The 26843-nt window shown below is 66.9% G+C and carries 19 protein-coding genes and 3 pseudogenes; 8 read left to right on the forward strand and 14 right to left on the reverse strand.

The window, feature by feature from the left end:
- Positions 1-40: 40 nt before the first annotated feature.
- From ABN034_RS03985 to ABN034_RS04015, 7 genes are all read right to left on the reverse strand, one after another.
- Entirely contained in the window at positions 41-2545 is a 2505-nt protein-coding gene (locus ABN034_RS03985; protein ID WP_349689605.1) for a glycoside hydrolase family 3 protein, read from the reverse strand.
- Positions 2546-2548: 3 nt separating this feature from the next.
- Positions 2549-4969, reverse strand: coding sequence for a glycoside hydrolase family 2 protein (locus ABN034_RS03990; RefSeq protein WP_349689606.1), 2421 nt, complete (start codon positions 4967-4969; stop codon positions 2549-2551).
- Positions 4970-4971: 2 nt separating this feature from the next.
- Positions 4972-6993 (reverse strand): alpha-L-arabinofuranosidase family protein, encoded by a 2022-nt coding sequence (locus tag ABN034_RS03995; RefSeq protein WP_349689607.1) that lies wholly within the window; start codon positions 6991-6993, stop codon positions 4972-4974.
- 76 nt (positions 6994-7069) lie between these two features.
- Complete coding sequence (locus ABN034_RS04000) at positions 7070-7990, reverse strand: carbohydrate ABC transporter permease (RefSeq protein ID WP_349689608.1); 921 nt, start codon at positions 7988-7990, stop codon at positions 7070-7072.
- A complete protein-coding gene (locus ABN034_RS04005; protein ID WP_349689609.1) occupies positions 7987-8925 on the reverse strand; it encodes a carbohydrate ABC transporter permease in 939 nt (312 codons plus the stop codon). Before ABN034_RS04005 ends, ABN034_RS04000 begins: the two co-directional genes overlap by 4 nt.
- On the reverse strand, positions 8922-10442 hold the full coding sequence (locus ABN034_RS04010) for an ABC transporter substrate-binding protein (protein WP_349689610.1): 1521 nt from the start codon (positions 10440-10442) through the stop codon (positions 8922-8924). Before ABN034_RS04010 ends, ABN034_RS04005 begins: the two co-directional genes overlap by 4 nt.
- A gap of 104 nt (positions 10443-10546) precedes the next feature.
- A complete protein-coding gene (locus tag ABN034_RS04015) occupies positions 10547-11770 on the reverse strand; it encodes an ROK family protein (RefSeq protein ID WP_349689611.1) in 1224 nt (407 codons plus the stop codon).
- A 198-nt stretch (positions 11771-11968) separates the two neighbouring features.
- Between ABN034_RS04015 and ABN034_RS04020 the strand changes: the two genes are divergently transcribed.
- Positions 11969-12895, forward strand: a complete 927-nt coding sequence (locus ABN034_RS04020; RefSeq protein WP_349689612.1) for a nucleotidyltransferase domain-containing protein — start codon at positions 11969-11971, stop codon at positions 12893-12895.
- On the forward strand, positions 12895-15771 hold the full coding sequence (gene uvrA, locus ABN034_RS04025; RefSeq protein ID WP_349689613.1) for an excinuclease ABC subunit UvrA: 2877 nt from the start codon (positions 12895-12897) through the stop codon (positions 15769-15771). The genes ABN034_RS04020 and uvrA overlap by 1 nt, the downstream gene beginning before the upstream one ends.
- Before the next feature lie 67 nt (positions 15772-15838).
- Here the strand turns inward: uvrA and ABN034_RS04030 are convergent, their stop codons facing one another.
- Positions 15839-16738 carry a nucleotidyl transferase AbiEii/AbiGii toxin family protein gene (locus tag ABN034_RS04030; protein ID WP_349689614.1) on the reverse strand — a complete coding sequence of 300 codons (900 nt, stop codon included), beginning with the start codon at positions 16736-16738 and terminating at the stop codon, positions 15839-15841.
- Complete coding sequence (locus tag ABN034_RS04035) at positions 16735-17340, reverse strand: type IV toxin-antitoxin system AbiEi family antitoxin domain-containing protein (protein ID WP_349689615.1); 606 nt, start codon at positions 17338-17340, stop codon at positions 16735-16737. The genes ABN034_RS04030 and ABN034_RS04035 overlap by 4 nt, the downstream gene beginning before the upstream one ends.
- Before the next feature lie 187 nt (positions 17341-17527).
- Between ABN034_RS04035 and ABN034_RS04040 the strand changes: the two genes are divergently transcribed.
- On the forward strand, positions 17528-18343 hold the full coding sequence (locus tag ABN034_RS04040) for an LLM class flavin-dependent oxidoreductase (protein ID WP_349689616.1): 816 nt from the start codon (positions 17528-17530) through the stop codon (positions 18341-18343).
- A 192-nt stretch (positions 18344-18535) separates the two neighbouring features.
- Here ABN034_RS04040 and ABN034_RS04045 read toward each other — a convergent pair.
- Positions 18536-18826, reverse strand: a pseudogene (locus ABN034_RS04045) (GNAT family N-acetyltransferase); the annotation flags it as partial.
- Between the two features lie 239 nt (positions 18827-19065).
- On the opposite strand from ABN034_RS04045, the gene ABN034_RS04050 reads away from it, so the two are divergent.
- The 5 genes and pseudogenes from ABN034_RS04050 to ABN034_RS04070 all read left to right on the forward strand — a co-directional run.
- A complete protein-coding gene (locus ABN034_RS04050) occupies positions 19066-20379 on the forward strand; it encodes an erythromycin esterase family protein (protein ID WP_349689617.1) in 1314 nt (437 codons plus the stop codon).
- A 41-nt stretch (positions 20380-20420) separates the two neighbouring features.
- On the forward strand, positions 20421-21254 hold the full coding sequence (locus ABN034_RS04055; protein WP_349689618.1) for a helix-turn-helix domain-containing protein: 834 nt from the start codon (positions 20421-20423) through the stop codon (positions 21252-21254).
- A gap of 215 nt (positions 21255-21469) precedes the next feature.
- Positions 21470-21760 (forward strand): annotated as a pseudogene (locus tag ABN034_RS04060) (FAD-binding protein); the annotation flags it as partial.
- 373 nt (positions 21761-22133) lie between these two features.
- The gene (locus tag ABN034_RS04065) at positions 22134-22622 is read left to right on the forward strand and encodes an FAD-binding oxidoreductase (RefSeq protein WP_349689619.1); all 489 of its coding nucleotides are present in this window, start codon (positions 22134-22136) and stop codon (positions 22620-22622) included.
- Positions 22623-22659: 37 nt separating this feature from the next.
- Positions 22660-23025: pseudogene (locus ABN034_RS04070) on the forward strand (PPOX class F420-dependent oxidoreductase); the annotation flags it as partial.
- A gap of 144 nt (positions 23026-23169) precedes the next feature.
- Here the strand turns inward: ABN034_RS04070 and ABN034_RS04075 are convergent.
- From ABN034_RS04075 to ABN034_RS04090, 4 genes are all read right to left on the reverse strand, one after another.
- On the reverse strand, positions 23170-24072 hold the full coding sequence (locus tag ABN034_RS04075) for a hypothetical protein (protein ID WP_349689620.1): 903 nt from the start codon (positions 24070-24072) through the stop codon (positions 23170-23172).
- A 222-nt stretch (positions 24073-24294) separates the two neighbouring features.
- Complete coding sequence (locus ABN034_RS04080; protein ID WP_349689621.1) at positions 24295-24990, reverse strand: MerR family transcriptional regulator; 696 nt, start codon at positions 24988-24990, stop codon at positions 24295-24297.
- A gap of 185 nt (positions 24991-25175) precedes the next feature.
- Positions 25176-25556, reverse strand: coding sequence for a VOC family protein (locus ABN034_RS04085; protein ID WP_349689622.1), 381 nt, complete (start codon positions 25554-25556; stop codon positions 25176-25178).
- A gap of 42 nt (positions 25557-25598) precedes the next feature.
- On the reverse strand, positions 25599-26780 hold the full coding sequence (locus ABN034_RS04090; RefSeq protein ID WP_349689623.1) for an MFS transporter: 1182 nt from the start codon (positions 26778-26780) through the stop codon (positions 25599-25601).
- Positions 26781-26843: the final 63 nt, after the last annotated feature.

Here is a 26843-nt window from a genome sequence, read left to right on the forward strand (position 1 = left end):
CCGTTGAGCCGGCGACGGCTGGGCAAACGTCTCCTCCTTGTCATTGGATCGCGTTCAGGCTGATCGCCCGGGCTGCGGAGCCGGCAACCAGGCCACTCCATCGTGCCCTCGCAGTGAGTACGTACAGCGCCGGTCCAGCATCGTGCGGAACGCGCACCCGGTAGCTGACCCGAACACTGTCATGCAGTGGCACCACGGCCGGCGGCGGAGAGGCCAACGCGACATCCCAGCCGGCAGGCGCAGTGAGACCGATGTGAGGAGTGGCGAGAACCTGGCTTCCGGTGTTGTTGAGGGTCACGGAGACCTCGGCAGTCGTGCCGCCTGCCACCAGGTCCGGCGCGGTGACGGTGAGGCCCTGGGCGCCGTCGGCGTGGTGGGCCTGGAACGTCTTCTGCAGTGGGAGGTCGCGTGACGACGCGCCTGCGAACACTGTGTACGTGCCGGGCGCGACGTCCCAATTGTGCGCTGCGGTGTTCCAGTACGAAAGCGCCGAGGCCGGCAGGGTCATGGTCACGCGTTCGCTCTGGCCGGGGGCCAGGCGGACCTTCTCGGTCGCGACCAGTCTGCGGGGTGGCTGGCTCACAGTGTCAGGGAACCCGAGGTAGACCTGCGGTGTCGCGGTTCCGGCGCGCGGCCCGGTGTTGGTCACCTGCAAGCTGACCTTGACGGCTCGGCCCGGGGTGACGGATGTGGGTGTGACCTCCAGATCGGCGTAGTCGAAAGTGGTGTACGACAGGCCGAAACCGAACGGAAACAGCGGCTCGATGCGTTGCGCGTCGTACCACCGGTAGCCGACCTGCAGCTGTTCGGAATATTCGTACGCACCGTCGGTGTGCGGGTAGCGCGGCGGGCTGTGGCAGCAGTCCTGCTCGAGGTTCACCGGGAACGTCACTGGCAACCTGCCAGACGGGTCTGCGTCGCCGAACAACAAGGCGGCCAAGGCGTTGCCGTTCTCCTCACCGGGATACCACATCTGCAACAGGGCGTGGACGTCTGAGACCCATGGCATCCGCACAGCGCCTCCGGTGTTCAAGACGACGACGGTGCGCGGGTTAGCCGCGTGGACCCTCTCGATGAGCTGGTCCTGGTCGCCGGGCAGGTCGATGTCGGCGCGGTCCTCGCCTTCCCTCTGATCGGCGTGGGCGATGACCACCGCGACGTCCGCGTCGCGTGCGACCTCCGCGGCCTGGTCGAGGTCGCCACCGGTCGTGGTGGTCACCTGCACGTCGTCACTGACCCGATCCCGGATCCCTTTCAGTGGGCTGACCGTGTAGTACGGAACTACCCGCGAACTTCCGCCGCCACCCGGGTGTGCGACGGCCGCATAGTCACCAATCACCGCGATCGAACGCAGCGACGACGCGTCCAGCGGTAGGACACTCCGGTCGTTCTTCAGCAGGACAGCACCCTGCTCGGCCACCGTGCGGGAGAACGCGCCATTGCGCTCGACCGCGACCGGCCTTGCCGGCACGCGGTCGGCGTCGAACATCTTCAGGCGGAACCTCATGGTGAGGATCCGACGCACCCGCTCGTCGATCAGTGCCTCGCTGACCTCGCCCTGCCGCACCAGTTCGGCCAGTTGGTCGTACCACTTTCCCCACTCGCGGCCGGTGAACGACTGGTCAAGGCCGCCGTTGACCGAGCCGATCGCACTGGTGGTGGCGGCATAGTCGGAGCCGACCACTCCGTCAAAGCCCCATTCTCCTTCGAGGATCTCGCGGATCAGATAGGCGTTCTCACAGTTGTGAACACCGTTGACCATGTTGTTGGCGCACATCACCGAGTACGCCTGCCCGTCTGTGGCGGCGATCTGCCAGGCCGGCAGGTAGATCTCCCGCATCGTCTGCTCGTCGACATTCGACGTGGTGCTGTGTCGGTCGAGCTCCTGGTTGTTCAGCGCGTAGTGCTTGAGCTGGGCCGCGACGTCCTGGCTCTGGAGGCCGCGGGACCAGGCGGCAGCCAGGTGTCCGGTGAGGTAGGGATCCTCGCTGAAGTACTCGAAGTTCCGCCCGCCCTGTGCCACCCGGACGATGTTCATCGCCGGGCCGTAGAGTACGTCGACGCCGCGGGCGCGGGCCTCCTCGCCAATCATTCGTCCGTACGCATAGGCCAGGTCAGGATCGAACGACGCGGCGAGGGACACGGTGGCCGGCAACGCCGTGGACGGCCCCAGCTTGCAGTTGTCCGGATAGATCTCTCCGAAGCAACTGTCCTTGACGCCGAGAGGGCCATCGGCCAACTGCAGGGGCGGTATACCCAGGCGTGGCACACCGGGGACGTAGCCGACCGAGTGCACGCCGCGTGGCCGGCCGACGCCGTACATCTGTTGGGTCTTCTCCTCCAACGTCAGACGCGAGAGCAGGAGCTCGACGCGTTGCCCGATCGGCAGGGACGAGTCCAACCAGGGCCGGTCGTCCTGGGCCACGTCCGTGCTGACGCTCTCCGCGTGAGACCTCGGTGGTACGACCGCGGCGGACATTGCGAGCAGGGCCAAGAACACTGTCGTCGTCAGTGCGGCGCACACACCGAATCGCCTGGATTCCATGGTTCATCCCTCCCACTCTGGTGCGACGCCGCGGACCAGGATCGTGATCGCCGGGGATCCGAGGTCGGGATGGGTGGCGGTCACGCGCACCGGCCCGGCGCCACCGTCGACCGACCGGACCCAGACCGCGCCCACACCTCCCGCGTCGGCGAACGGGAAGGGGTTGTCTCCGATCAGATCCGCCGGACCAGTGAGTCGCAGGGTGACCGTGCCCCCGGCGTAGGGCCGCGGTGCCCCGTAACGGTCCACCGCGCGAAACACCACGCGGGTGGCGTCCGAGCCGTCGCCCGCGAGATTGTCGTCGTCGGCCGCGAGGAGCAGCCGGTCACGCGTCCGATCGGCGGAGAAGGAACGGGACACGACGCGCTGGTCGCCGACGTAGCCGTCGATCCGTAGCTCCGGCGGTCGTTCGGCGGCGACGCCCCCGAGGTCGACGAGCGACGGTGGATACCGAAGATGGGGGAACCGCTCCCGATCCGGGACGACAGTGGCGTGGTGGCGGTCGTCGAGGAGGACCTCGAGGCGGTCACAGTTCGACGCCACCAACGCCTCGGCACCCGGGCCCTCCGGCATGAGGTCACCGAAGTGCCAGAAGAAGGCGGGCTGGATCACCGGTCGAGTAGCCGGATCGACCTGTGCCTGGTAGATCGCCGCGCCCGGCTTGGGGACGCGGAAGACATCGACCACCCCCGACCACTTCAGCCGGTCGTACGTATTGGACCGGGCCGAGCTGTAGTCGAAAGCCGCCCAGGCGAGCACGCCGCAGTAGCGGTCGTTCGAGTTCGCGTGGTTGTGCACCTCGGCGTGGTAGAGCGCCTGCTGCTGCTGGACATCTGGTGGATCCGTACGCCGGTAGAACTGCTGGAAGCGCGGCCACTGGCCGACCGCCTCGGTAACGAGGTACGGACGGTCCTCGCGCGGCGGACGCAAGGTCGCGGTGCCCGAATAGTCGTTGAAACCGAAGACGTCGTGCTGGAAGTTCTCGGAAAGGTACCGCGGTCCATTCACCGCACCCGAGGTGGGACGCGTTCCGTCGTACGTCTTCGCGGCCTGCTCGGTTCGGGCGTAGAAGGCCGGATCATCGACGGACTCGTTGATGCGTACACCCCAGACCACCACCGAGGGACGGTTCCGGTCGCGGAGCACCATCTGTTCCACGTCGCGCACCGCGAGGTCCTGCCATGCCTCGTCACCGATGTAGTGCCAGCCCGGCATCTCCTCCCAGACCAGCAGTCCCAGTTCGTCGCAGGCGTCGAGAAAGGCCGCGGACTGCGGGTAGTGGGAGCAGCGCACCATGATGCAGTTCAGTTCGTGTCGGAGTATCTCGGCGTCGCGTCGTTGGACCCGCGCGGGCATCGCGAAACCCCTGTACGGGTGGAGCTCGTGGCGGTTCAGTCCGAACAGCGGGAGCCTGCGACCGTTGAGGAAGAATCCATCCATCTCGAATCGCGCGTCGCGGAATCCGAGACGGGCTCGGTGCTCGTGCACCGGCTGCGGAGGAATCGAGAGCACGGTCTCGACGTCATGCAGGTGCGGGGCGTCGACATCCCACAGCGCGATGGTCCCGAGGTCGGGGAGCGTGAGGTGCACCGTGGCCTCACCGGGGCGTGCGATCTCGACTGCGGTGGAGTCGCGGGCGACGACGCGTGAACCCTGCCGCAAGGTGACGTCCACGCGCACGGGCCGCGCGGGAGCTACTGCAGCGTCGATCGTGCAGATCACGTCGACGCGACGATCGGCGTCAAGGACATTCACGGGCTTGGCGAACACGTCCTTGACGAAGATCTGCGGTACCGCCCGCAGGGTGACGGGACGGACGACTCCACCGGGTTGGAGAAAGTCCGGGCTCGGGGCGCCGGCTGGGTCGCCCGAGGGCGGCACCTGGAGCCAGCGTGAGTCGACGGCCAGTGCCAGCACGTTTCCGCGCTGTTTCACGTGATCTGTGATCTCACGGCTGAACGGAAGGTAGCCGCCAGAGTGTCGCTCGAGTTCGCTGCCGTTGAGGTACGGCGTCGCGACTACGTTGACCGCCTCGAAGTCGAGGAACAGTCGATGGCCGAGCAGGTCGGGAGGTACGTCGAAGTGGCGGCGGTAGACGAAGACCTCCTCCCACGGTGAGCTTTCCCATCTGCGCCAGGAGAGATCGACCACCGTGTGGGGGACGGCTACCCGCGCGAACCGCGTGTCGTCGAAGCCAGGGCTAGTGCTCCCTGGCGTGAGACGGCCGCCGAACAGCCAGTTCCGGTTCATCGACAGGATCCGCGCGGCTCCGCCGTAGGTTTGGTAGGACGTGGACGTCGCGGAAGCCGGCCGAGTCTCGGCACCGCCGAGAAGCGACCAACCTGCAAGAGCGCCACCTCCGGCGAGCGTCGCCTCGAGGAAACGCCGGCGATCGAGCTGAGCAAACCCGGGGTTGCCTGTCACGCCTAGCTCCTTTCACTGAGCTTGATCGCGGTCACCGAGTGCGCGGGGAACGTGTGGTCGAACCCTCCATGCCCGACGGCGACCGTCCGGGTGGTGAGCCGGACCGTGTCGGGCCGGGTCGGGGTGTTGTACGACAGGTAGCTTGGACCGTTGACCGTCCACACCTCGGCTGCGGAACCGTGCCGGTAGCCGACCGGATCGACGCGGGCCGTCACGTCCTGACGGGCGTCGCGGTTGATGACGATCAGGTACAGCTGTCGCCGGTCGTCCGTGCCGGCGAGCGCGGTCACCGCCTGCAGGTGGTCACCGTTCTGCAGCATGTGTACCGGCGAGTCGACCACCTGGCTCGCCACGAGCGTGTCGCCCATCATCTGGGTGAACAGGGTGAAGACGTGGGCCTGTCCCTGCGGAACCGTCTCGGGCCCGGGGCCCGCGATGATCGCGTTGTCGGGGGCGCCGACCGCCGTCGAGCCCTCCGGTGGTTCGGCGAAGACGTAGTCGACGAGGGTGTGCCGCATCGCGACCGACACTCCGCCGAGGTCGATGAGCTCGCGCAGCAGTTCGGCGTTGTAGAGACCCTGGTCGAGCGAGCGGTGGTAGTGCTCCACTCCCTGTGGGTTACTTCGTGCGAGATGGCCGTACTCCGACACCACGATCGAGACGTCCTCGGACCGTTCACCGGCGTGCGTCCTGATCCGTTCCTGCGCAGCAGCGACCACCGCGGATCGGTTGTCCGCCTGCGCGAGGAACTGTGCACGAAACTCCTCGACGGGCAGGTCGTTCGACAGCTGGTTGGGGCCGACGTAGGGGTGTTGCACCACGCAGTCGTACGCATGCTCGGACCCCATCGCGGCAAGGAATCCGACCGTCGGCATCGCCGAGCACACCTGGATGTCGGGGTTGACCGCCTTCATCTCGCGGTAGAAGTCGACGAAGCCGTCGTGCGGGCCGGAGGTGTAGGTGAGCGTGATGACGGCATCCTCGGCGGGGATGTTGCCGTGCGCGCCGTCGCCGAAGGTGATCTTTCCGGTGTCGCGGTCCAGCTCGTAGACGTCCTCCGTGCCGGCCGAGTCGAGGTCGGTGACCTGACGCCACTCCTGACCATCGACAAGAACGGTCTGGCCGGACGGCGCGACCGGTGGGTACTTCGCGTACTTCACCTGTCCGGCGGCGCCGTTGCTGACGGCGGCGTTAGGGCCGTGATCGTCGTAGGTCGCGACCGGTTGGCGTTCGAACCGCGTCGAGCCGCCGAACGCATAGAGCTCGTGCGTCGACGCCTCACTCTCGCCGGAGCGCCAGTACTCCTGAGCGGCGAGATCAGGCTCGTTGGCGACCTCCCAGTACGGAATGTCGTACGGCGCGGGATGACCGTTGTCGGCGCGCACGTCGGCCCAGGCCGTGCCACCACGAGGGTTGGACCCGGCCGGCGCGGTCATGTACTCCACCCAATCGGCGGCCTCCCGGGCGTCGCCGGTGGCGAAGTTCACCACGATGCTGCCGGCGGCGTCGAGCTGTTCGAGGAACTGGCCGAACTCGTCGGGGCCGAACTCCGCGGCTAGTGGCTCACCGAAGGACGCCGTGCCGTGAGGGCTCCGCTCGCGTTGCCCGACGGGGCCGACTGCGCGCTTCCAGCGGAAGGTGTTCGCGATCGTGCCGCCCGGGTAGCGGACCGCTGTCACTCCGGCCGCGCGCGTCTGGGCGACGAGCCCTGGATAAGCGCGGTGCTGGCCGCTGTCCCACATCCCGAAGCCGTCGTAGGCGTAGCGGTGGTTGACGCCGTAGAGCAGCGGGCTGATCGCACCCCTGGCCCGTGCCGGTTCGACGACGATCCGGGTCCGCGGGTCTTGGTTGGCGTCGACCGTGGCGTCGCCGGTGGGGGCTTTTCGCTCGCCCACGCCGACCACTGCATGGGCGGTGGAGGCCAGGAGCACGACGGCGACAGCGGCGATGCCGGCCGCCCTCCGGAGGTTACGTGACAGGCCCGTGGGGGAATGACGACTGTCGACCTTGCTCGGCTCGGCCATCTCTTCCGGTCCCTTCTGCGTGGCGCGGCCCGAGCCCGAGGTGCGGAGGTGCTCGGGTGCTGTGCGCTTTCGCAGGTCACTGTTTGACGGCGCCTGCGATCCCTTCGACGAAATAGCGTTGGAGCAACAGGAAGACGACGATGACGGGCAGCAGGCTGATCGTGCTGGCGGCGTTCATCTGGGCATAGTTGGTGAAGTTCTCGCCCTGGAAGGAGTAGACCGCCACTGCGAGGGTGCGCAGCTCTGGCTGGCTCAACGTGAGCACAAGCGGCAGGAGGAAGTCGTTCCAGCTGGCGATGAACTGCAGGATGATCACGGTGGCCGTCACCGGCTTTGCCAGTGGCAGGAAGATCCGGAAGAACACTGTGAAGAAGCCGGCGCCGTCTATCGTGGCCGACTCCTCCAACTCTTTGGGAAGCTGCCGGAAATAGCCGGCATAGAGCAGCAGCTGGATGATGTGGGCCTGCCCACTCTCGGCGAGGATGATGCCGAACAGCGTGCCGTCGAGGTTCAGCTTCGTGATCAGGTCGAAGATCGGGATGATCGTGTAGCCCTGGGGGAGGAACACCAGCGCGGCCAGGGCCGCGAACAGTATCTTGCGGCCGGGAAAGGCGTACCTGCCCAAGGCATAGCCCATGGTTGCGGTGGTGAACACCACGATGGCCACCCCCGAGACCGACACGATGACCGTGTTGATGAAGTACCTTCCGATCTCCGCGTCGACCCAGGCCTCGGTGTAGTTGTTCCAGAACCACTTGGTAGGGAAGAGTCCGAGCCCGGCGAACACCTTGCCGTTCGGACGCACCGACGCCGACATCATCCACAGAAACGGATAGATCCACACCAGCGCGATGGGTGTGAGGATCGCGTAGGTCAGCAGCCTCTGGCCGCGCCCCCGGGACACGCCGCCGCGGGGCATGTGCCACCAGCGCTTCGTCGACGGATCCGAACGTGTGTCCGGCGAAGAACGGGCCCAGACGTCTCGTGTCGTTGTCATGACGCTCCCGCCAGGCCGGCGCCGCGACGGAACTTGCGTGCGGTGAAGATCTGTGCAACGGCGAGGACGATCAGCAGGATTCCGAACAGCACGCCGGCAGCCGAGGCGTATCCGAGACGCTGAATCGACACCTGCCCCTGGGCGCCAAAGGCCATTCGGTAGATGTAGAGCTCCATCACCTCGGTGGAGAAGTACGGCCCGCCATGGGTCAGCGCCTGCATGAACGCGAACACCTGCATGTTCCCCACCAGCACAATGAGCGCGATGACGACCGCGAACGGCGTCAGCATCGGTGCGGTGATCGAGATCGTGCGCCGCCACCACCCAGCCCCGTCGACCTGTGCGGCTTCGTACAACTCGTTCGGGATGGTCTGCAACCCGGCCAGCCAGTAGATCATCGGCTGCCCGAGCCACTTCCACACGAACAGCCCGATCGCCGTCCACATCACCGTCCGGGTGTCGGCGAGGAAGCCGATCGGTTCCTCGATCGCGCCGAGCGCCCGCAGCGCCTGGTTCGCCGGCCCGTTGAAGCTGGAGAACACCATGCTCATGACGATGCTGACGATCGCGGTCGTGGTGACCACCGGAATGAAGAAGAGCGTCCGGAACAACGGTGCCAGCCGGAGCGCCCGGTCGTTGAGGACGATCGCGAGTAGGAGTGACAGGAACAACTCGATCGGCGTCGCTACGCCGGCGAACCACAGCGAGCGGGCGAAGGCGTTCCAGAAGTACTCGTCGGCCATCAGGTCGCGGAAGTTCTGCAAGCCGACAAAGTACTTCGCCGCGTCGACTCCGCTCCAGTCGAAGAACGCGTAGTACCACGACATGACAAGCGGATAGAAGGAGAACATCGCAATGAGGATGAACCCAGGAACCATCAGCAGGTAGACCGCCCACGCGGCCCGGATCCGCTGTGTGAGCGAGGACCTGCTCATTGTTCGTACAACGCGGTGTAGGGCTTGCGTGGATCCCAGTCGGAGAAGACCCAGTCGTCCCGGTCGACGTCCGCACCGCGCGACCTGGCCTTCGCGATCGCATCGTCCAGTGACTTTTCCAGCCGGTCTTCCATCTGCCGCATCGCGGCTTCGACACCGTCCTTGATCTGGCCGGTGTAGAGACCGACGAGGGTGTCACTGAAGGTCGGTGTGGCCGGGACCTGGGCTTCGTACACCTTCGCCACGTCGGGGTTCCGCGCGGCGGGTTCGGGGCGCAACACGGTGTGCTTTGTCCCGAGCTCGAGTGCCTTACGCTGCAGGGGATCGGGATCGAGTTCGTGGATGGCATCGGGGAGCGCGGGCGGGTCGGCCGCACCGATGCGTAGACCGATCTGCACCTGCCCGGCGGCCGTGGTGAGATAGGCCATGATGTCGCCGATGACCGCGGTGAGCTTGGACTTGCTCGAGTAGACGTAGTTGTTCGAACCGCCAGGACCGTGAGTCGACGGCCAGATGTCATTCGGGTCCTGTTGCGGAGGCAGGTTGAGGCCGAGCCGGAACTCCGGGTTCTCCTCCTGCCAGGGGACGATGTTCCAGGGGCCTTGCATCATGATCCCGGCCTGTCCCAGGGGCATCCGCGCCCTGGCGCCTGGTGCGTCGAGGTTGATCGAGTCCGGATGGGCGCTGCCGTCGGACTTGATCGCCAATATCAGCTCGATCGCCTCGATCACTGCCGGGTTGGTGACGTTGAATTTGCCGGTGCGCAGGTCGACACCTTCGGCGCCACCGTGCACACCAGCCATTTCACACATCGCGTTGATCGGGGTGGAGAGGCCTCCTGGTTGGGCGAGCCCAAAGATGGTGCCGTAGTAGCTTCCGGCGCCCTGCTTGGTGATTTGCTTGGTGACCTCGCGGAACTGCTGCCAGGTGAGGACTTCCGTACCCAGGTCGACGTCGAGTCCCCTGGCCAGGTCGGCGTTGAAGAGCAGCAGGGTGTTGATCCGTTGCTGCCCGGTCAGCGGCAGGGCGTACGTCTTTCCACCGAAGTCGGTGACGCCGTCGGCGAACGCACCCGGCGGAAAGCGCTCCTTGACAGCCGAGAAGTCGGGAACGATGTCGTCGTACGCACCGATCCAACGATTCGACACGGCCATGCCCATGGTGATCTGGACCGGCAACTGGAACACGTCGGGTGCCGTGCCGTTGCGCACGCCGAGGGTGACCACCTCGGTGATCTGGTTCCAGTTCGTCCCTTCGTAGCGGACGCTGATGTTCTTGTGCTTCTCTTCGTACACCGGGAAGAAGTCTTCGAAGAACCGTGCCTTCATGTCGCCGGAGTCCATCCAGCGCAGCTCGACGTCACCCGTTGGCAGCGTGCCCGCCGGGTCGGGGATTCGAATCGTCCCGGTCGGCCTTTGAGAATCCGGCGAACCGCCCGTGCCGCTGGTGGTTCCGGAGGTGTCGACGCATGATGCGGCGCCGATGCCGGTGCCGGCAACGCCCAGGAGGGTCAGCATGCGGCGACGTGAGAGTGATCGCGTGTGCTCTCGTTCGTGGTGTAGTGCGCCTTGCTCGGTGAGACCGTCGCTTCGAGATGGATGATGCATGATCCCTCCATCGGCTACGAGCAGCGTTTGCTGGTGACTCTCTTTCGTTGCTTCGTCGTCCCGGCCGGGCCTCCGCTCGGATACCCGGCGAGCAGCTCGGATTGGCGGAGAACCAGCGCGACCCCTCCACGTGCTGCTCCCAGCTCGCCGAGGCTGGCGGTCCGAAAGGACAGCCGGCGGCGCACCTGGCGGTGGGCGTATGCCTGGATTGCCTCCCAGGCAGGGTCGAGGAGCGGCTGCCCCGCGGCAGCGAGCTCCCCTCCGATGACGATGGCTTCCGGGTTGAGGACATTGCAGGAGGCCGCGAGGACCCGCCCGATCCGCTCGCCCGCTGTGGCGAAGACGGCATTGACGTCGGAGTCGCCTACACGTAGTCGTCCGAGCACTCCGTCGAGATCGCGAGAGTGGCACTGCTCCAGCACCGCACCGAGCGACACGTAGCGCTCCAGGCATCCGCGGCCCCCGCACCAACAGGCAAGTCCCTGCGGATCGACCGACACATGCCCAACCTCGCCAGCGCCGCCGTCGGCACCAGCGAAGAGGTGCCCACCGAGGATGAGTCCACCGCCGACGCCGTACGACAGCCGCACGTAGAGGACGTTCTGGATGCCCGTGGCGCTGCCCCAGATGGCCTCTGCGAGTGCGGCAAGGCGCGTGTTGTTGTCGACAAAGATGGGGACGTCGAACCGTTCGGCAAGCATGCGGTGAACCAGGTCCGTGCGGCCCGGTCGCGATCGGGCCGCGCCTGCTGCTGACCCGGCCACCGGACCGACGACGCCGACCCCGACACCGCCCAGGGCGGCGAGCGATATCGCGGAGTTCGACGTGAGGTCATCGACCAGCCTGAGTGCGAGCTCCACTCTGCGCCGCCAGGATGTCTTCTCGGCGCAGGGTGCTCCGCGTGAGGCGACAACCTCGTGCGCAACGTTCACGATGACGACGTGCGTACGCCGGTGGCCGAGGTCGATTCCGACCGCCAGTCCGCCGGACTTGTTCAACGCCAGTACGCCGGCGGGGCGTCCACGCCTGGGCTGGGAAGCGGTGACGTCGGTGACCTCGACTACCGCGCCGATGGCAATCAGGTGCCGGACGATTGCCGACAGGGTGGTTCGAGACAAGCCGGTGATGTCCTCGAGCTGTGCCCGTCCGAGCGCGCCACGCGTGCGCAGGGCTGCAAGAACTCGCTCCTCGTGGCTCTCCCGGAGCAGCCGCAGCACCGTGGGACGGTCCTCACTCATGTCAGCACTGTGCACCGATCATGCATTTATGTCAATACTCAAGCATATTGCACTGGCGGCCGCGAACGACTTGTGCCGCCGACCTCCCACATGCCCCACACGCCGAACAATGGTGGGGCGGCGCTCCCAAGCTCGTCGACAAGGTTCTGCGGCCGATCGCCATTGCATGGGTGGATGCCGCGTGGCAATATGCTTCGAATGCCAGTGGTGGTTTCCGGCCCCGTGCGAGAGCATTTCGAGTCTGCCCTCGCCTCGCTGGTCCGCAAGCTCGAGTCCGACCCCACGGTCGTGGCTGCGATGCTCTTCGGCAGCCTGGCCTATGCCACGGTGTGGGAGCGTTCCGACATCGACTTGGTCATCGTCCGCGATGACCGGAAGGCGCGGAGCGGCTCCGAGAGCGTGCCCTTGACCGAGCAGGGCGTGCTCATCAACGCTTCCGTCATGACTCGCGCCGAGTTCCGGCGCAGGATCCAATCAGCTACGGGGGCCTTCATGTCGATGAATTCCCTGGGCCGGATCCTGTTCACACGCGACGAGGGCCTGAGCCGCGTGTTCGAGGACGCGCGCGTCCTCGGTGAGCACGACCGGCGGGTTGCCCTGCTGCGCAGCGCCGCCGGCGTGGTTCCGTTGCTGGACAAGACGGAGAAGTGGCTGGAGGTCGCGGACGATCCGCATTACGCGGCCGTGTGGCTGATGGACGCGGTGCGGGCGCTGGCCGTCGTCGAGGTGCTCCTCCGGGGCGAGATTCCCAACCGGGAGGCGCTGGTCCGGGCTCTGGAGCTGAACCCCGCCTTCTTCGAGAGCGCCTACACCCGCTTCCTGGGCGCACCGCCGACGCGCGGCTCGGTGCGTACGGAACTGGACCGCGTCGACGACTATCTGGTCTCGCGGCAGGAAGAGCTGTTCGGGCTCCTACTCGACTACTTCCGCGAGGAGGCGACGATCCGCTCCCTGACCGAGATCAGCGCCACTTTCGAGCGTGAGTACGGGATCGGCACCGCCGCCTACCTCGCCTGCCCCTGGCTTGCCGCCCACGGGGTGCTGGTGCCGGCCTCGGTGCCCTATCACCTGACCGAGCACAGCCGGGTCGAGCTCGACGCCCAGGCCTACCTGATCCCCGGCTGATGGACGCTTCCCCACGCACCGAGATCTCGATCCGGGGTGCGCGCGAGCACAACCTCAAGAACATCACCGTCGACATCCCCCGCGACCAGCTGGTGGTGCTGACCGGGCTTTCCGGATCGGGTAAGTCTTCGCTCGCCTTCGACACGCTCTACGCGGAGGGGCAGCGCCGCTATATGGAGTCGCTGTCCACCTTCGCCAAGCGCTTCATCGCCCAGGTACGCAAGCCCGAGGTCGACTTCGTCCTCGGGCTCTCGCCCGTCATCTCGATCGAGCAGCGGACGTCGACCGCCAACCCGCGCTCGACCGTGGGCACCATGACCGACGTCAGCAACTACCTCAACCTCCTCTACGCGACCGCAGCCGACGCCCACTGCCCGCGCTGCGCTCGGGAGGTGCCGGTGCTCTCCCCGGGCCGTGTCGTGGAGCGCGTTCTGGCTCTGCCGGCGGGCACGCCCGTTGACCTGCGCGCGCCCGTCTATCCGGTCTACGGGGAGGACCAGCGCTTCGTCCTCACCGAGCTGCGGCGCAAGGGCTACCGCCACCTCGTCGCCGACGGCCGCGAGCTGGACCTGGCCGAGGACCTCGAGCTGCCCGACCAGGAGTTCGCTGCTCTCGAGGTCGTCTGCGACCGTCTCAGCGTGCACCGTGGGGCGGAGCGGCAGCTGCTCACCGCCGTGCGCGATGCCCTGGTCACGGGCGAGAACTTCGTTCGGATTGTGCCCACCGCTCCGGCGGCGCTCGAGCTTGGCTGCCCGGAGCACGGGTTCGTCGCCTCCGACCTGGCCCATCAGCTGTTCATGTTCAACAACCCGGCCGTCGCCTGCCGCACCTGCTCCGGGCTTGGTACGTACCTTCAGGTGCACCGGGACCTGCTCATACCCGACCCCGGCAGGAGCATCCGCAAGGGCTGCTTCTCGACCATCACCTACGACGCCGAGACATGGTTCTCGCGCATGCTCTACAGCCTGGCCGTGCGCTACGGCTTCGATCTCGACACCCCCTTCGCCGACCTGCCCGGGCCGACCCAGGACGTACTTCTCCACGGCACCCGCGGTGTCCGCATCCCGCTGCTGCGCCCTCCCGAGGCGCTGCGCCGGGACCGGGGCTTCGACCGCGACGGGCTGGAGATGGCGTTCGACGGTGTCCAGGGCCACATCGAGCGCGCCTATCGCGCCTACCGCCAGCGCTCCGACACACGCAGGGAGATGGACGAGTGGCTGCGCCGGGTGATGGTGGAGATGACCTGCCCCGATTGCCGGGGCACCCGCCTGCGTCCCTCACGCCAGCTGTTCGAAGTCGGGGGGCGTACGCTGCACGAGCTCGGCGGCCTGAACTTCGTCGAGCTGCTGCAGGCGTTGCGCTCCCTGCCGCCGCCGCGTCGGGGTGGTAGCGCGGCCGGGCACGTGCTGGACGAGATCACCGGCCGCCTCGAGCTCCTCGTCGGCATCGGTCTCGACTACCTCGACTTCAACCGCCGATCGAGCACCCTTTCGGGCGGGGAGTCGCAGCGCATCCGGCTCTCGACCCAGATCGGATCGGGCCTGATGGGCATGCTCTACGTGCTCGACGAGCCCACCATCGGCCTCCATCCTCGTGACGCCGGGAGGATGGTGGCCATGCTCCGCCGGCTGCGCGACCTGGGCAACACGGTGGTCGTCGTCGAGCATGACGAGGACATGATCCGAGCCGCCGACCACCTGGTCGAGCTGGGGCCCGGGGCGGGCGTACACGGAGGGGAGGTCGTCGCTCAGGGCACTTTGGATGACCTCCTCGAGTGCGAGCGGTCCCCGACCGGGCAGTTCCTCTCTGGCGGCCGCTCGATCCCGACGCCGAGCTCGCGGCGGCGGCCGGATGGGCGCCGGCTTGTGGTCCGCGACGCCCGCGAGAACAACCTCCGAGGCATCGACGTGGAGTTCCCCCTCGGCCTCCTCGTGTGCGTGACCGGGGTCTCCGGGTCAGGCAAGAGCACCCTGGTCAACGACATCCTCTACCAGCGCCTGCGTAACCTGATGATCGATCCCCGACAGCTCTACGGCCTCCACGACCGCATCGACGGGCTCGAGCATCTCTCGGGCGTGGTCGACATCGACCAGTCGCCGATCGGGCGCACCCCGCGCTCCAACCCGGCCACGTATCTCGGTTTCTACACCGCCATCCGTGAGCTGTTCGCGGCGACGCCCGAAGCGCGTCACCGCGAGTACGGACCCGGCCACTTCAGCTTCAACGTCAAGGGAGGCCGCTGCCCCGACTGCGCGGGTACCGGCACCGTGCTCACCCAGCTGCACTTCATGCCCGACACCGAGACCCCGTGCGAGGCCTGCCGCGGCACCCGCTTCAACGCCGAGACGCTGGAGGTGACGCACGAGGGAAAGTCGATCGCAGAGGTGCTGGACCTGTCCGTCGAGGAGGTGCTGGACTTCTTCGCCGGCCACCGCCCGATCGTGCGCAAGCTGGCGCTGCTGGACCAGCTCGGCCTCGGCTACCTGACGTTGGGCCAGTCCGCCACCACCCTCTCCGGAGGCGAGGCGCAGCGGCTCAAGCTTGCCCTGGAGCTGTCCAAGCTGCAGCGTGGCCGACACACCCTGTACATCCTCGACGAGCCCACCACCGGCCTCCACCTGGCCGACATCGCGCGCCTTCTCGAGTGCCTCAACCGGCTGGTCGACACGGGGCACACGGTCCTCGTGATCGAGCATCACATGGACGTGGTGAAGCATGCCGACCACGTCATCGACCTCGGCCCCGAGGGCGGGCACCTGGGCGGCCGGGTGGTGGCCGCAGGCACGCCCGAGGAGATCGCGGCCCACTCCACGTCGTTCACCGGCCGCTCGCTGCGCAGCCACCTGGGTAGCAGCGACTCTCCCGCAGAGGTCTGAGGCGACGAGAGATGAGACCGTCGCGTCCAGCTCAGGCGCAGGTGCGGTGAGTGGCGTTGTGCCACCGCTAGCCCCATGTCCGTGTCTTGGGGTCCCACTGGCGGCTGGCGACGGTCGCTGTCAGTGCGGGATCGGCAAACGCAGTGACCTCGTTGAGCACGTCGAGAAATATCGACGGCAGGCGGTCGTCCAGGCGCTGTTTGTGTCGCCAGGAAGCCCACCGTGCTTGCGCCAGTGTGGCGTACCCATCGAGGGCATCCGCGAGCGGCCACAACTCCACGTGGCGGTAACCGGCCACCTCGGCTAGCGCACGCTGTAGTTCGGCCCCGTCGACGGTGTGACGTCCGGTGAGGAGATAGACGTCTGCGAAGTCGCGCCAGCGGGTGTTGATGGTGCCCTTTTGTAGTGCGGTGGTGATCTTCTCCGCGTACACCATCGGCAGCGGGTAGCCGGGCAGGCTGATCGTTCCGCCGAGGAGCCTGGGCAGGTCCACGATTCTCGGGGGTGGGTAGATCGGGTCACCGATGTTGATGTCGACGTGCAGGCTGAGCCTTGCGCTGGCCAGCCTCGCGGTCAGCGTGACACGGACGCCGCTGTACTCGTCGTCATCCCGGATGATCTCTGCAGTTGCCGCACCGGTATCAAAGACAATCCCGTCGTTCACGGGAACGGCGGCGATGTCACGCACGAGCCGCAGCACCTCCTCGCGCTCACCAACGATCGCGCGGGCCTGCATGTCCACGTCTCGGGTCGGTCGGCGGGCGTCGTAGGCGGCGAGAAGCACGCCGCCTTTGAGCACCAACTTGTCGCCCTGCTGGGAGGTTGCGAGGCGAGCGAGGAAGCCCTCGAGCGCGTAAAGCTGGTGCAGTTCGTCGGTGGGACGATGCTGGCTGCGGGCCAGGTGCTGCAGATCCAGGTAAGCGCGGCCCTCGACGGTGGTTCGCGTGGGTCGACGGTTCGCGGTCATTGCAGGATCTCCAGTGCGGCACGGAGCGCCGGCTCGGCCTTCGGGAACGCCCGAGCCATCCGCAGCAGCGTCGCGGGCTGGGCGCCACGGCGGCGTAGCCAGCGGCGTAACGCCTCGACAGCCACGTCGGATCCCTCGAGGTGGCGCAGCCGGAAGGCGTCGATGATGCACCGCTCCGGGCTGTACATGCCGATGGTTGTTTGCTCGGTCAATGTCAGTTCGTCGCGGCCGATGTCGAAGGTGTCCGGGGCGAAGGCATGCCACATGACCGGAGCCTGCGTGCGCGGTCGGCGCTGCCCCCGTGGGAGGGCGACGTCGATGCGGGCTGGGATGGTGTCGCTCAGCCCGTGTCGGGCTAGGGCGGTCGTCAGGCACAGCGTCGCGCGTGGTGCGCGATGCGCGATCTCCAGCAGGTCCGGATCAGCCTCGCCTGCTGAGTCGGCCCGACGGAACAACCCGCGTCCGAGTTGTTCGATCACCCCCGCGTCACGCAACGCGTACAGGCGCCGGTCGGACAGTCCGCCCGCGCGCGCCTCGGTGTACGAGAACGTGGTCGGAAGGCCAGCGAGGGCCTTCTCCGTAGCTTGATCGGCTGACCTCACGGGGGAAACTGTATACACATGCGGCCATTGTGTATGCGATTTCCTCCGCCCGGTGGCTTTGGCTCCGGCGGTCACGGCGGGTGCAAGGGCCTGCCTTGGCCGGCGGAATCGTGTACGCCGGAGAACGTAGTGCATGCTGCGTCGTCCGAGGAATGCGCTCGCAGATGGGGTGCGTCATGGTCATGTCATGACAGACCGTCCCTTTCGTTTCGGCATCGTCGGCGTACCGGCTGACCTGCCGTCTATGACATCGCTCGCTCGCCGTGTCGAGGGCCTCGGCTACGACACTCTGGTGTCGCCCGACCCACAGGGTGAACTCGACCCGATGACCACGCTGGCCGCTGCCGCGGCCGTCACCACCACCCTGCACGTCGGCACCTTCGTCGCGGTGGAACGGTTCCGTGAGCGCCGGATGCTCGCGTGGCAAGCGCGCTCGCTGACTTCCCTGACCGATGGGCGGTTCGAACTCGGACTCGGCACGGGGCGGCCTGACGCCGCGACACGCAGCGCCGAGATGGGCCGAGAATTCGGCTCCGTCGGGGCACGGGTCGAGCGCCTGGGCAGGACGCTTGCCTATCTACGTCAGCAGCCTGGAAGACCGAAGCTGTTGGCCGCTGCGTCCGGGCCCAGGATGCTCACTCTCGCGGCCCGGGAAGCCGACACCGTCACCATGGCGTGGAGGCCTCGCACGACCGAAGGAGAGGCTAGGGTTTTCATAGACCGGTTCCGCGAGGCCGCTGGCGCCCGGATGAGTGAGATCGAGCTCGCGGCGAACCTGCTGGCGGTCGGCGATGCCCCGGCGCCCTGGCTGGAGCGGTTTACGGGCGTAGGAGTTGCCGAGCTCGTCGCCGGTGGGGCTGTGACGGTCCTGCCCGGGGCGGCCCGGCATGGCGCGGACACGTTGCTGCGTTGGCGGGACGAGCTCGGGATCTCCTACATCACCATCAACGCCGGCTACGTCGACTCCTTCGCGCCGGTGGTCGAGTTGCTCAAGAACACTTAGCCCAGGGGGCGCCGGTTCAGCGCGCCGACTCGATCGCCGCCCATTGGCGTTGGTCGATGCTGCCGACGGCGAACTCGGCGGACCGCGCATGCTAGGCCACCGAGTGACGCCCGACGACTTCCGACCGGTGATGTGGGCACCTCAGTCCGAAAGTGAAACGGTGGGATGCGCAGCGAAGTCCGCAGCGCCGCCCTACTGCCGGTAGGACGGTGCGGACTGCCACTCGGCACGACTCAGGGCGTACTCGACCAGGTCGTGCTCGGCTCCGTCGACATCGTCCAGACGCTGGAAGGTCTGGACGAGGGTCAGACCGGCCTTTTCCATGACGCGCCGGGAGCCGTCATTGACCGCCATCGCTTCGGCAAAGACCCGCTCCACACCGAGCTCGGTGAAACCCTTGCGGATCAGCGCGACCGAGCCCTCGGTTGCGTACCCCTGGCCCCACGCTGACCTGCGCAGGCGGTACCCGAGCTCGATCTCGCCCTCACGGGCGTCGGAGTCCCGGTTGAGGTGGTCAGGACGAGGCGGGCGTGGGGCTCAGCGGAGATGACGATCCGGCTGGAAACTCCGGTATACGCCCCGTGGCGTAGCCGGAGATACGTTCAGGTGGCGATGCCCCGGCTCGCCCCAGAACGCCAGGCTGGAACGTGTTGGTGAACGCTCGGCCCACCGTGTACGCGCACCCCGCACACGATTCCGGCCCTGGAAAGGACTGACGAGCCATGATGATCACCCGCCGGCGTTTGCTGATCGTCGCGGGCGGCCTCGCGGCCGCCGCCGCACCCGCGACCGCCCGGGCCGACTCAGGGAGCATCGAAGCATGGATCGCCGCGAACGCGGCCGGTCTCGACACCGTTGACCCGCAGGCGCCGCTGGCCGACCTGCGGGTGTTGAAGAGCAACATCGACGGAGTGCGGATCGTCGGGCTCGGTGAACCGGCCCACAACCTCGCGGAGATCACCACGCTGAAGCACCGCGTGCTGCGGATGCTGGTCCAGCAGCTCGGCTTCCGTACCGTGGTCTGGGAGGACGACTGGTCCCTCGGCCTGCTGATCGATGACTACCTACGCACCGGTGAGGGCGACCTCGACGCCCTGGTCCAGGAGATGAGCTACGGCGCCTGGCGGAACCGCGAGGTGGTCGAGGTGTTGACCTGGCTACGCGGCTACAACATCACCCACCCGCACAACCGGGTGCACTTCGTGGGTGCCGAGCATTACGGCACCCGGGCGTTCGTGTACGACCGGCTCTCCCGGTACATCGCCGAGACCGCACCTGAGCTCCACGCCGAAGCCGCGGGCCTTATCCAGGCATTGCGGCCCGATCCGGCGAAGCCGATCGGACAGCACGCCTGGTGGTTCTTCGAGGAGGCAGGCCAAGACGTGCAGCAAGCCTATCTGCGCCGAGCCGCACGGCTCAGGGCTCTGGTGAACCGAATCCACGGCTCCGCTGGCGACCGCGACTACTCGCTCGCCTACCAGACGGCACGGCAGATCGAGGCGTTCTACACCCACTACAGCCTCGACGAGACCGAGATCCCGTCTTACCGGGACGCCGGATCGGCCCAGACGATTCGCTGGTGGCTCGCACACTCCGGCACTCGGACTGCCTATTGGGCCGCCGCGCCACACACGTCTCGCGCGGCCGAGGTGCAGCTCACGGCGCCGGCAGGTACGACAGCCTACGTCCCGGTCGGGTCACACCTCGCCCGATGGTACGGCGATCGCTATCGGGTGATCGGATTCGCGTTCGACCACGGAACCTATCCGACCAACGACGGGACCATCACGCTGCCCGCACCGCTGCCTGAGTGGTACGAACGACGGTTCCATGACCTCACCTACGAGCAATCCGCCCTCGACCTGCGGCGCCGGGGCGCACCCGGCCCAGTCCGGGACTGGCTGTCGGCCCCGTTTCGAACCCGCGGCTACCCCGAGGCCGGCGAAGCCTCGTCCGCGACCGGGGGCACGCTGGCGGAGTGGTACGACGTGGTCATCCACCGCCACGTCGTGACACCGGTCGACCCCTATCCCTAGAAGATGGTCATGCCGGGAGCCACGCCCAGGCGAGGATGACCATGGAGTGTTACGTGGAGCGCCCGCCGTTGCCGGGACTGGCGGGCGTCGTGCGGACAGTTTGGATCCAGCGCACCGGTGAGGCGGCGTACGTGCAACGGCACCTGCCCACGGGCGGCGTCGAGATTCACTTTCCGCTCGGTGGCCATCCCCAGCTGGTTGGCCCGCTGACCCGTCCGGAGATCGAGGTCATTCCGGCGCACACCACCATCGTCGGTGTGAGGTTCCATCCGGGGACCGCGCCGCCTCTTCCGACGGTGCTCGACGACCTGGTGGACCAGCGCCTGGGCTTGTCGGAGCTGTGGCGAGGTTCGGTGGAACGCCTCGTGGAGGCGGTCGCCCGGGCCGGGGACCCCGAGCGGGCGCTCATGGTTGTGCAGGCCCATCTCCTGCAGGAGTTTCGACGTACGGTCCGCGTGGATCCGCTGGTGGGCGACGCCGTGAAGGCGCTGATGCCCTGGCACCCGGTCAACATCGACACCGTGGCCACCCACCTGGCACTCTCCGCGAGCCAGCTGCGCCGCCGCTGCCTGCACGCGGTGGGGGTGAGCCCCAAGGTTCTCCAGCGGACGTTGCGATTTCAGGGGTTTCTGGCGCTGGCCCAGGCCGGCGCCACAGCCACGGGTCGGCGTGGTGCCGATGGCATGGCAGGACTTGCGATCGACGTGGGGTACGCCGACCAGGCACACCTCAGCCGAGAATGCCTCCGGCTGACTGGCCTCACCCCGAGGGCGCTCCTCGGCGGCGACCTCGACCGGTGCGCCTGTGTCCATGACCACTCCGCCTCCTACGGGCCCTTCCTTGCCATCCGGAGCAGGCCGCTCCTACGAGGCTGACTCTGCGCGATTCGTTCAAGACCCGTCGGCTGGCAGCTCATAGCTTCAAGCTCATGCCCGACCTGGCCGAGTTCGCCAATTCGCTCGACGGCGAGTTGTTCAGCCCTGACTCGTCGGGTTACGAAGCGATCCGCGGCCGGGTCAACCTCGTCTACCGGGAGGTGCGTCCCCGGCACGTCGTTCTGTGCCGCTCGGTCTCGGACGTCGCCCGCGCCATGGCGTACGCGACAGCCACCGGGGACCGTATCGCCACTCGTGGCGGGGGGCACTGCTTCGCGGGCCGATCGTCGACGGACGGGATCGTGCTCGACCTGTCTGGCCTCCATGGCATCTCCGTGGCAGCTGACCGGATCGCCACAATCGGAGCTGGCGCCCGCCTGGAACAGGTGTACGCGGCGCTCCACGCCCACGGCCGAACCCTGCCAGCCGGGTGCGGTCCCACCGTCGGCATCACCGGCCTCACCCTCGGCGGCGGGCTCGGGCTGCTCGGGCGTCAGTACGGGCTGACCTGCGATCGCCTCGTCGGCGCACAGGTCGTGCTCCCGGACGGCAGCGTCGTGGAGTGCGACCACGACCACGAACCAGACTTGTTCTGGGGTCTGCGCGGTGCGGGGGGCGGCCAGTTCGGTGTGGTCACGGCACTGCGGTTCGACACGGTCCCGGAGCCGATGACCACCCGGATCGAGGCGCACTGGTCGGGCATCGCTCTCGAGGAACTGGTCTCGGCCTGGCAAGCCTGGGCACCGGACGCCCCGGACGAACTCACTGTCGAACTCAGCCTTGTGTCCGAGCCCGGAGGACCTGCCCAGGCCACCCTGTTCGGCGCCTCCACCCTCGAGCAGGGGTCGACCCGGGAGCTGCTGCAGGAGTTCATCGACCGTGCCCCCCGAGATCGAGTTGCGCGCCGGCTTGCCCTACCACTTTCTGAAGAGCACGTTTGCCGAACCGGAGGACGTACCCGAACGCGCCTTGCGGATGAGGTCGGAGTTCTTCTCCCACTCGTTGGCCAACGGCACCCTCGCGTCGCTCCTGACCCAGCTCGACGACCGAACGTCCATGGGTCGACGGGAGATCGCCTTCACCGCGATGGGCGGTGCCTACAACAGGGTCGCCGAGGACGCCACCGCGTTCGCCCATCGCGGCGAACGCTTCCTGCTCGCGCACATCGCCGAGGCAGCCGATCCCTGGGTCGACCGTTCATGGGCGACCGCCCACACGGACGGGTCTGGGCGTGTCTACCCCAACTTCCCCGACCCGGCTCTGGACGACTGGGCCACGGCGTACCACGCGGGCAACTACGCCCGGCTGAGAGCGGTCAAGAACGCCTACGACCCGCACCGGTTCTTCGACTTCCCCCAAGCCATCTGAAGGAGAGATATGAGCAAGGTCGCTCGACCCCGACGTACGCCGCGTCCTCGACGGCACCTCGATCGCCCACCTGGCCACCGTCCTGCCGGACGGCTCGCCCCATACCGTTCCCGTCTATGTCGGCGCCCACGGCGACCGCATCGTCTTCTTCACCGGCCCGGGCATGCGCAAAGCACGCAACCTGCGCCGCGACCCCCGGATCGCGTTGTCCATCGCGCCCGTCGACAACCCGTTCACGCCCGTCGTCATCCGATGGCGGGTCGTCGAATGGATCGAAGGCGATGCGGCGTGGGAGATCATCGACCAGCTGGCCACGAAGTACACCGGTACGCCCTACCCCCGAGAACAGGAACGCGTCGTGCTCGTGATCGAACCCGAACGACAGACCATCGGCATCGGCTGAGCTGCCCGAGCCCATCGCAAGGAGCGCGTGCCGGCCGCCGACCCCCAGCTGAAGCGCTCACGTGGAACCAACATCGGTCGCCGGCGTCCGCATGAGGCAGGGTGGTGGGCCAGGGACGGGATCGAACTGCCGACCTTCCGCTTCTCAGGCTGGCTCGTCCGAAGTGGAGCGGACGCCGGCGTCCTGCAGTGAGTACCGGTGAAGTGTGACGCCCGGTGGAGCGAGGCGGATGACGTCGCCCACGGTGAGAACCTGGTGAGCGCTAAGCCATTCCTGACCTGGCTTCTGCAGCACCCAGCCGCCTCCAAGAGTGACCGCCGCATGCGTGTTGTTGCCGTCGGCGTCACGCCATACCAGCACGGTGCCCGGCAGGTCGTCACTGCCTCCCACGGCGCAGTTGGCGGCTAGCCACGCTTCGAAGGGCTCATCGTCGGCGTTGGGGGCACCTGCTGCCGCCATGACGGTGGCGAAGCAGTTTGTTGCGCTTCCGCGGGCAAATGAACTTCCTCTGCTCCCTCTGGCGAAGGTTCCGCTGAGTTCTCGGGCACGGGGAAGTATGGACGAGGCCGCCCGCCAGATCTCCTCCGGTACCGACCTGCGCTGACATGGCAGCTGCCACTCACTGGCAACGCGCTGGAGGACGTCATCGAGATGAGGCTCGACCAGGGTCGGCCACCAGACGAACCGATGCCCGTCAGCCTGCTCGCGCAGCACCCGTGCATCGAGGATGTCCGTCCAATCGCTGACGGAGGGCACTGCACCTCGCCCATGTCTGGCCTGCGTTCGGACGAGCCTGGCACGCACATCGCGTGGCTGAGCACGGAACGCGCCCTCGTCAAACCAGACGGTTTCCAGATCCTTGGCGAGATTCCACACCTCGTAGGTGTCACGAAGCTCGGGCGACAGGTCGTCTGCGCGACCTTCGGATGTGAGCCCGAGTTCGGCCGCTTCGGCGGCGGTCAAGAAGAACGGCTGACAGGCTGGCGCCAGCCAGCCGGCCCAGCGTCGCACGAGTGACGTTTCGACCTCGATCCCCAACACGTCCACCGCCGCATGGTACGAGCCGGGCGACCACCAAGGCGACACGTTTGAACGGGAGTCGCTGATACCACCGTGCCCGCCCCTGACCTGTCCCGGACGGCCGTCACCAGCCATCGACAACCCACACCTGCCAGGACCAGTCCACGGTCAGCCACGCCCCAAATCGAGGGGTGACCTGGAGAGGGTCACCTCCTGTGCTGGTCGACCTGCGGACGTACGACGGTAGCCCTAGCGTTGGCTCAGGGCGATCCGGTTGCCGCTCGGGTCGTCCACGATCGACGTACGCGGCTTCCATTCGAACTCTTTGGGTGGGTGGACCTCGGTCGCTCCGGCGTCAAGGGCGGCCTGGTGGGCCGTGTCCAGATCGTCCACCCAGAGGGTGAAGCAGGTGCGCTTGCCGGGGTAGCCACTGTCGCATTGCTGTTCGATCGTCAGCAGGAAGAACGAGTCGGTGTCCCACGCCCCGAAGGTGAACGAGGTGATCGACTCGTTGTACTCCACGTCGGGAAGGATCGCGGAGTAGAACTCCACCGCCTTCGGTATGTCGTCCGCGTGGATGGTGATCTGAACCGGCCTGGCTGCAGCCGTGCTCTCCTGCATCGGGACTCCTTTCTCCAAGTACTCGTTGACCGCGCGTGCCCGGTTGAGAAGTCGGTCATGGTGTCGCGCGAGGACGCGTTCGATGGCCGCGTCGTCGGCGTGGATCGCGTCCCGGATCTCGTCGATGGGGAGATCGATGGAACGCATTCGGCAGATCAGTCGGGCAGTGCGGACCTGATCGGGGTGGTAACGGCGATAGCCGGTCGACGGATCGACGTACCAGGGACGCAGCAGGTCGATCTCGTCATAGTGCCGCAGCGCGGGGATCGACAGCCCAGTACGGAACGAGAAGCTGCCGATAGTCATCAGGTCGTCGTTACCCATGCCCACCATGGTGAGGCCTCAGGTTGGCTGAGAGTCAACAGGCGCGGTACACGACGGGGCTACCAGCAATCCGCTCGTTGTACGCGTTGATCAGTCCGGGCCCGCAAGCCGCGCGCGAAGTCTCGTGGCCAGAGCCGGAGCTCGCGTGATCTACGACGAGTAGAAGCGACCCTCTCGCTGACGCTCTACTCCCAGACCCGGGAGTACTTCTCGAAGGTCTCGGTCTCACTGTGTTGAGGAATGACGCAGAGGAGGTGACCCCCCGGAGCCCGGAGGATTCGACAGTCGAGCCACCGGTTGATCTCGACTGCCCCAAGGCCAACGAGCCGCGCCGTTTCTGCCTCTACATCATCAGTTTCAATGTCCAGGTGGTAGCGAGCTTGATCATCAACCGCCTGAACTGCCATCACGAGTCCGGGGAACGACTCAGGGAGCGAGGTGAACTGCTCTTCACCTGGGACTGGTCGTGCCGGAACTCCCAGAGCGGCCGACCAGAATGTAGTGGCGGCGGGCACTTCATCACTCGGCACATCGATCAGGAGGGTTGAGAATCGGCTGCGATGCACCGCAGAACGCTAACAGTCCCCGCTTCCATCGACCACGGCGGATCAGGACATCGAGTCCGAGGTGGACCGTTCGCAGTCTTCCAAGCGCATGATCGTGAGCCTCCTACGCGGCCCTTGGCGATGATGTCGACGATGCTGAAGGTCATCTGGTAGACGGATGTAGCGTCCTCGATTCTGGTCGTCTGCGGACTCGTTGACGATGGCGGAAATCGCAGGGCCTTGGATCAGTTCGGTCGTGGTCACGAGGACCGCGGCTAGCAGGGCGAACGTGAGGCTCAGGGCCATTGGAGCGAGTCCTGCGAGGAGTATGCATCCGTATCCGACTCCGATGATCAGCTGTGAACTGAACAGGACATGATCGCGCCGCCGGCCTGTGATGGCCGCGACGACGGGTGCGGCTCCGAGCGCGCCGAGGATGGCGTTGAGGGCGAGAAGTGTGCCCGGTGTCCAGCCAGGTAGGTCGGCGAACTCCACGAGAAAGACTGGAACGGCGATCACGAATGACAGCGACAGCAGCACGAATCCGAGATTGACGCAGACGAACCCTAGGAATGGTCGGTCGTGGAGCACAGCAGACCAACCCGCGGCTGGTGAGCGGTCTGGAGTCCTCTGGCGAGGGAGTTGGCCCGGGCTGGGGTCGAGTCGGGTCAAGACCGCAGCCACGATGAAGGAGGCAGCGTTGACAGCCACGATCATGCGGTAGCCGAGGGTGCCTCCGAGGGCGACGGCGACACTTGCGCCAAGGGCGCCGACGGCAAGGCCCGCGTTGCGCATGGCATTGATGAGAGCGAACCAACGCTCCTGCCCGTCCTTGTCGGCGACTTCATGCACAAGAGCGGGGTAGGCGACCCAGAACAGCGAGTTTCCTACTTGGACGCCGATGGCCGCGAAGAGCATCGGGGTGAATGAATCGACGAAGAGGTAACTCGCGAACCCCATCGCTTGGGCAATGTTGGAGATGATCACTGCACTCTTGGAGCCGATACGATCTGTGAGTATTCCCGCGCCACCAGTTGCGGGCAGACGCACGATCGCTGCGATCGAAAGCGCCAGGCCAACCTGTTGCAAACCCAGCGGTGGGGGCAGACCTCGTCGGCGGGGCGCCCGCTGGGGAAGAGCAGAAACAGCCCACTGCCTAGGGCATCGATCCCGAAGGCGCCCAACAGACGGCCATGGCCGCGGGCATTCGGAAGTCCCGGAACGCTCATGCAGCCGTGGACTCACACGGACGATCCGATCTCTCCGACTCAGCGCGGCAGGGGTTTTCGGACTTGGGCATCTGGCGCG

The organism is Actinopolymorpha sp. B11F2 (assembly GCF_040195635.1).
GTDB lineage: Bacteria > Actinomycetota > Actinomycetes > Propionibacteriales > Actinopolymorphaceae > Thermasporomyces.

Bases quoted from the DNA above. Each gene is read 5' to 3' on its own strand.
- ABN034_RS04050 (WP_349689617.1), top strand. From the start codon at position 19,066: ATGATGATCACCCGCCGGCGTTTGCTGATCGTCGCGGGCGGCCTCGCG.
- uvrA (WP_349689613.1), top strand. From the start codon at position 12,895: ATGGACGCTTCCCCACGCACCGAGATCTCGATCCGGGGTGCGCGCGAG.
- ABN034_RS03985 (WP_349689605.1), bottom strand. From the start codon at position 2,545: ATGGAATCCAGGCGATTCGGTGTGTGCGCCGCACTGACGACGACAGTG.
- ABN034_RS04010 (WP_349689610.1), bottom strand. From the start codon at position 10,442: ATGCTGACCCTCCTGGGCGTTGCCGGCACCGGCATCGGCGCCGCATCA.
- ABN034_RS04030 (WP_349689614.1), bottom strand. From the start codon at position 16,738: ATGACCGCGAACCGTCGACCCACGCGAACCACCGTCGAGGGCCGCGCT.
- ABN034_RS04020 (WP_349689612.1), top strand. From the start codon at position 11,969: ATGCCAGTGGTGGTTTCCGGCCCCGTGCGAGAGCATTTCGAGTCTGCC.
- ABN034_RS04005 (WP_349689609.1), bottom strand. From the start codon at position 8,925: ATGAGCAGGTCCTCGCTCACACAGCGGATCCGGGCCGCGTGGGCGGTC.
- ABN034_RS03995 (WP_349689607.1), bottom strand. From the start codon at position 6,993: ATGGCCGAGCCGAGCAAGGTCGACAGTCGTCATTCCCCCACGGGCCTG.
- ABN034_RS04040 (WP_349689616.1), top strand. From the start codon at position 17,528: ATGACAGACCGTCCCTTTCGTTTCGGCATCGTCGGCGTACCGGCTGAC.
- ABN034_RS04015 (WP_349689611.1), bottom strand. From the start codon at position 11,770: ATGAGTGAGGACCGTCCCACGGTGCTGCGGCTGCTCCGGGAGAGCCAC.
- ABN034_RS04080 (WP_349689621.1), bottom strand. From the start codon at position 24,990: ATGGGTAACGACGACCTGATGACTATCGGCAGCTTCTCGTTCCGTACT.
- ABN034_RS04000 (WP_349689608.1), bottom strand. From the start codon at position 7,990: ATGACAACGACACGAGACGTCTGGGCCCGTTCTTCGCCGGACACACGT.
- ABN034_RS04055 (WP_349689618.1), top strand. From the start codon at position 20,421: ATGGAGTGTTACGTGGAGCGCCCGCCGTTGCCGGGACTGGCGGGCGTC.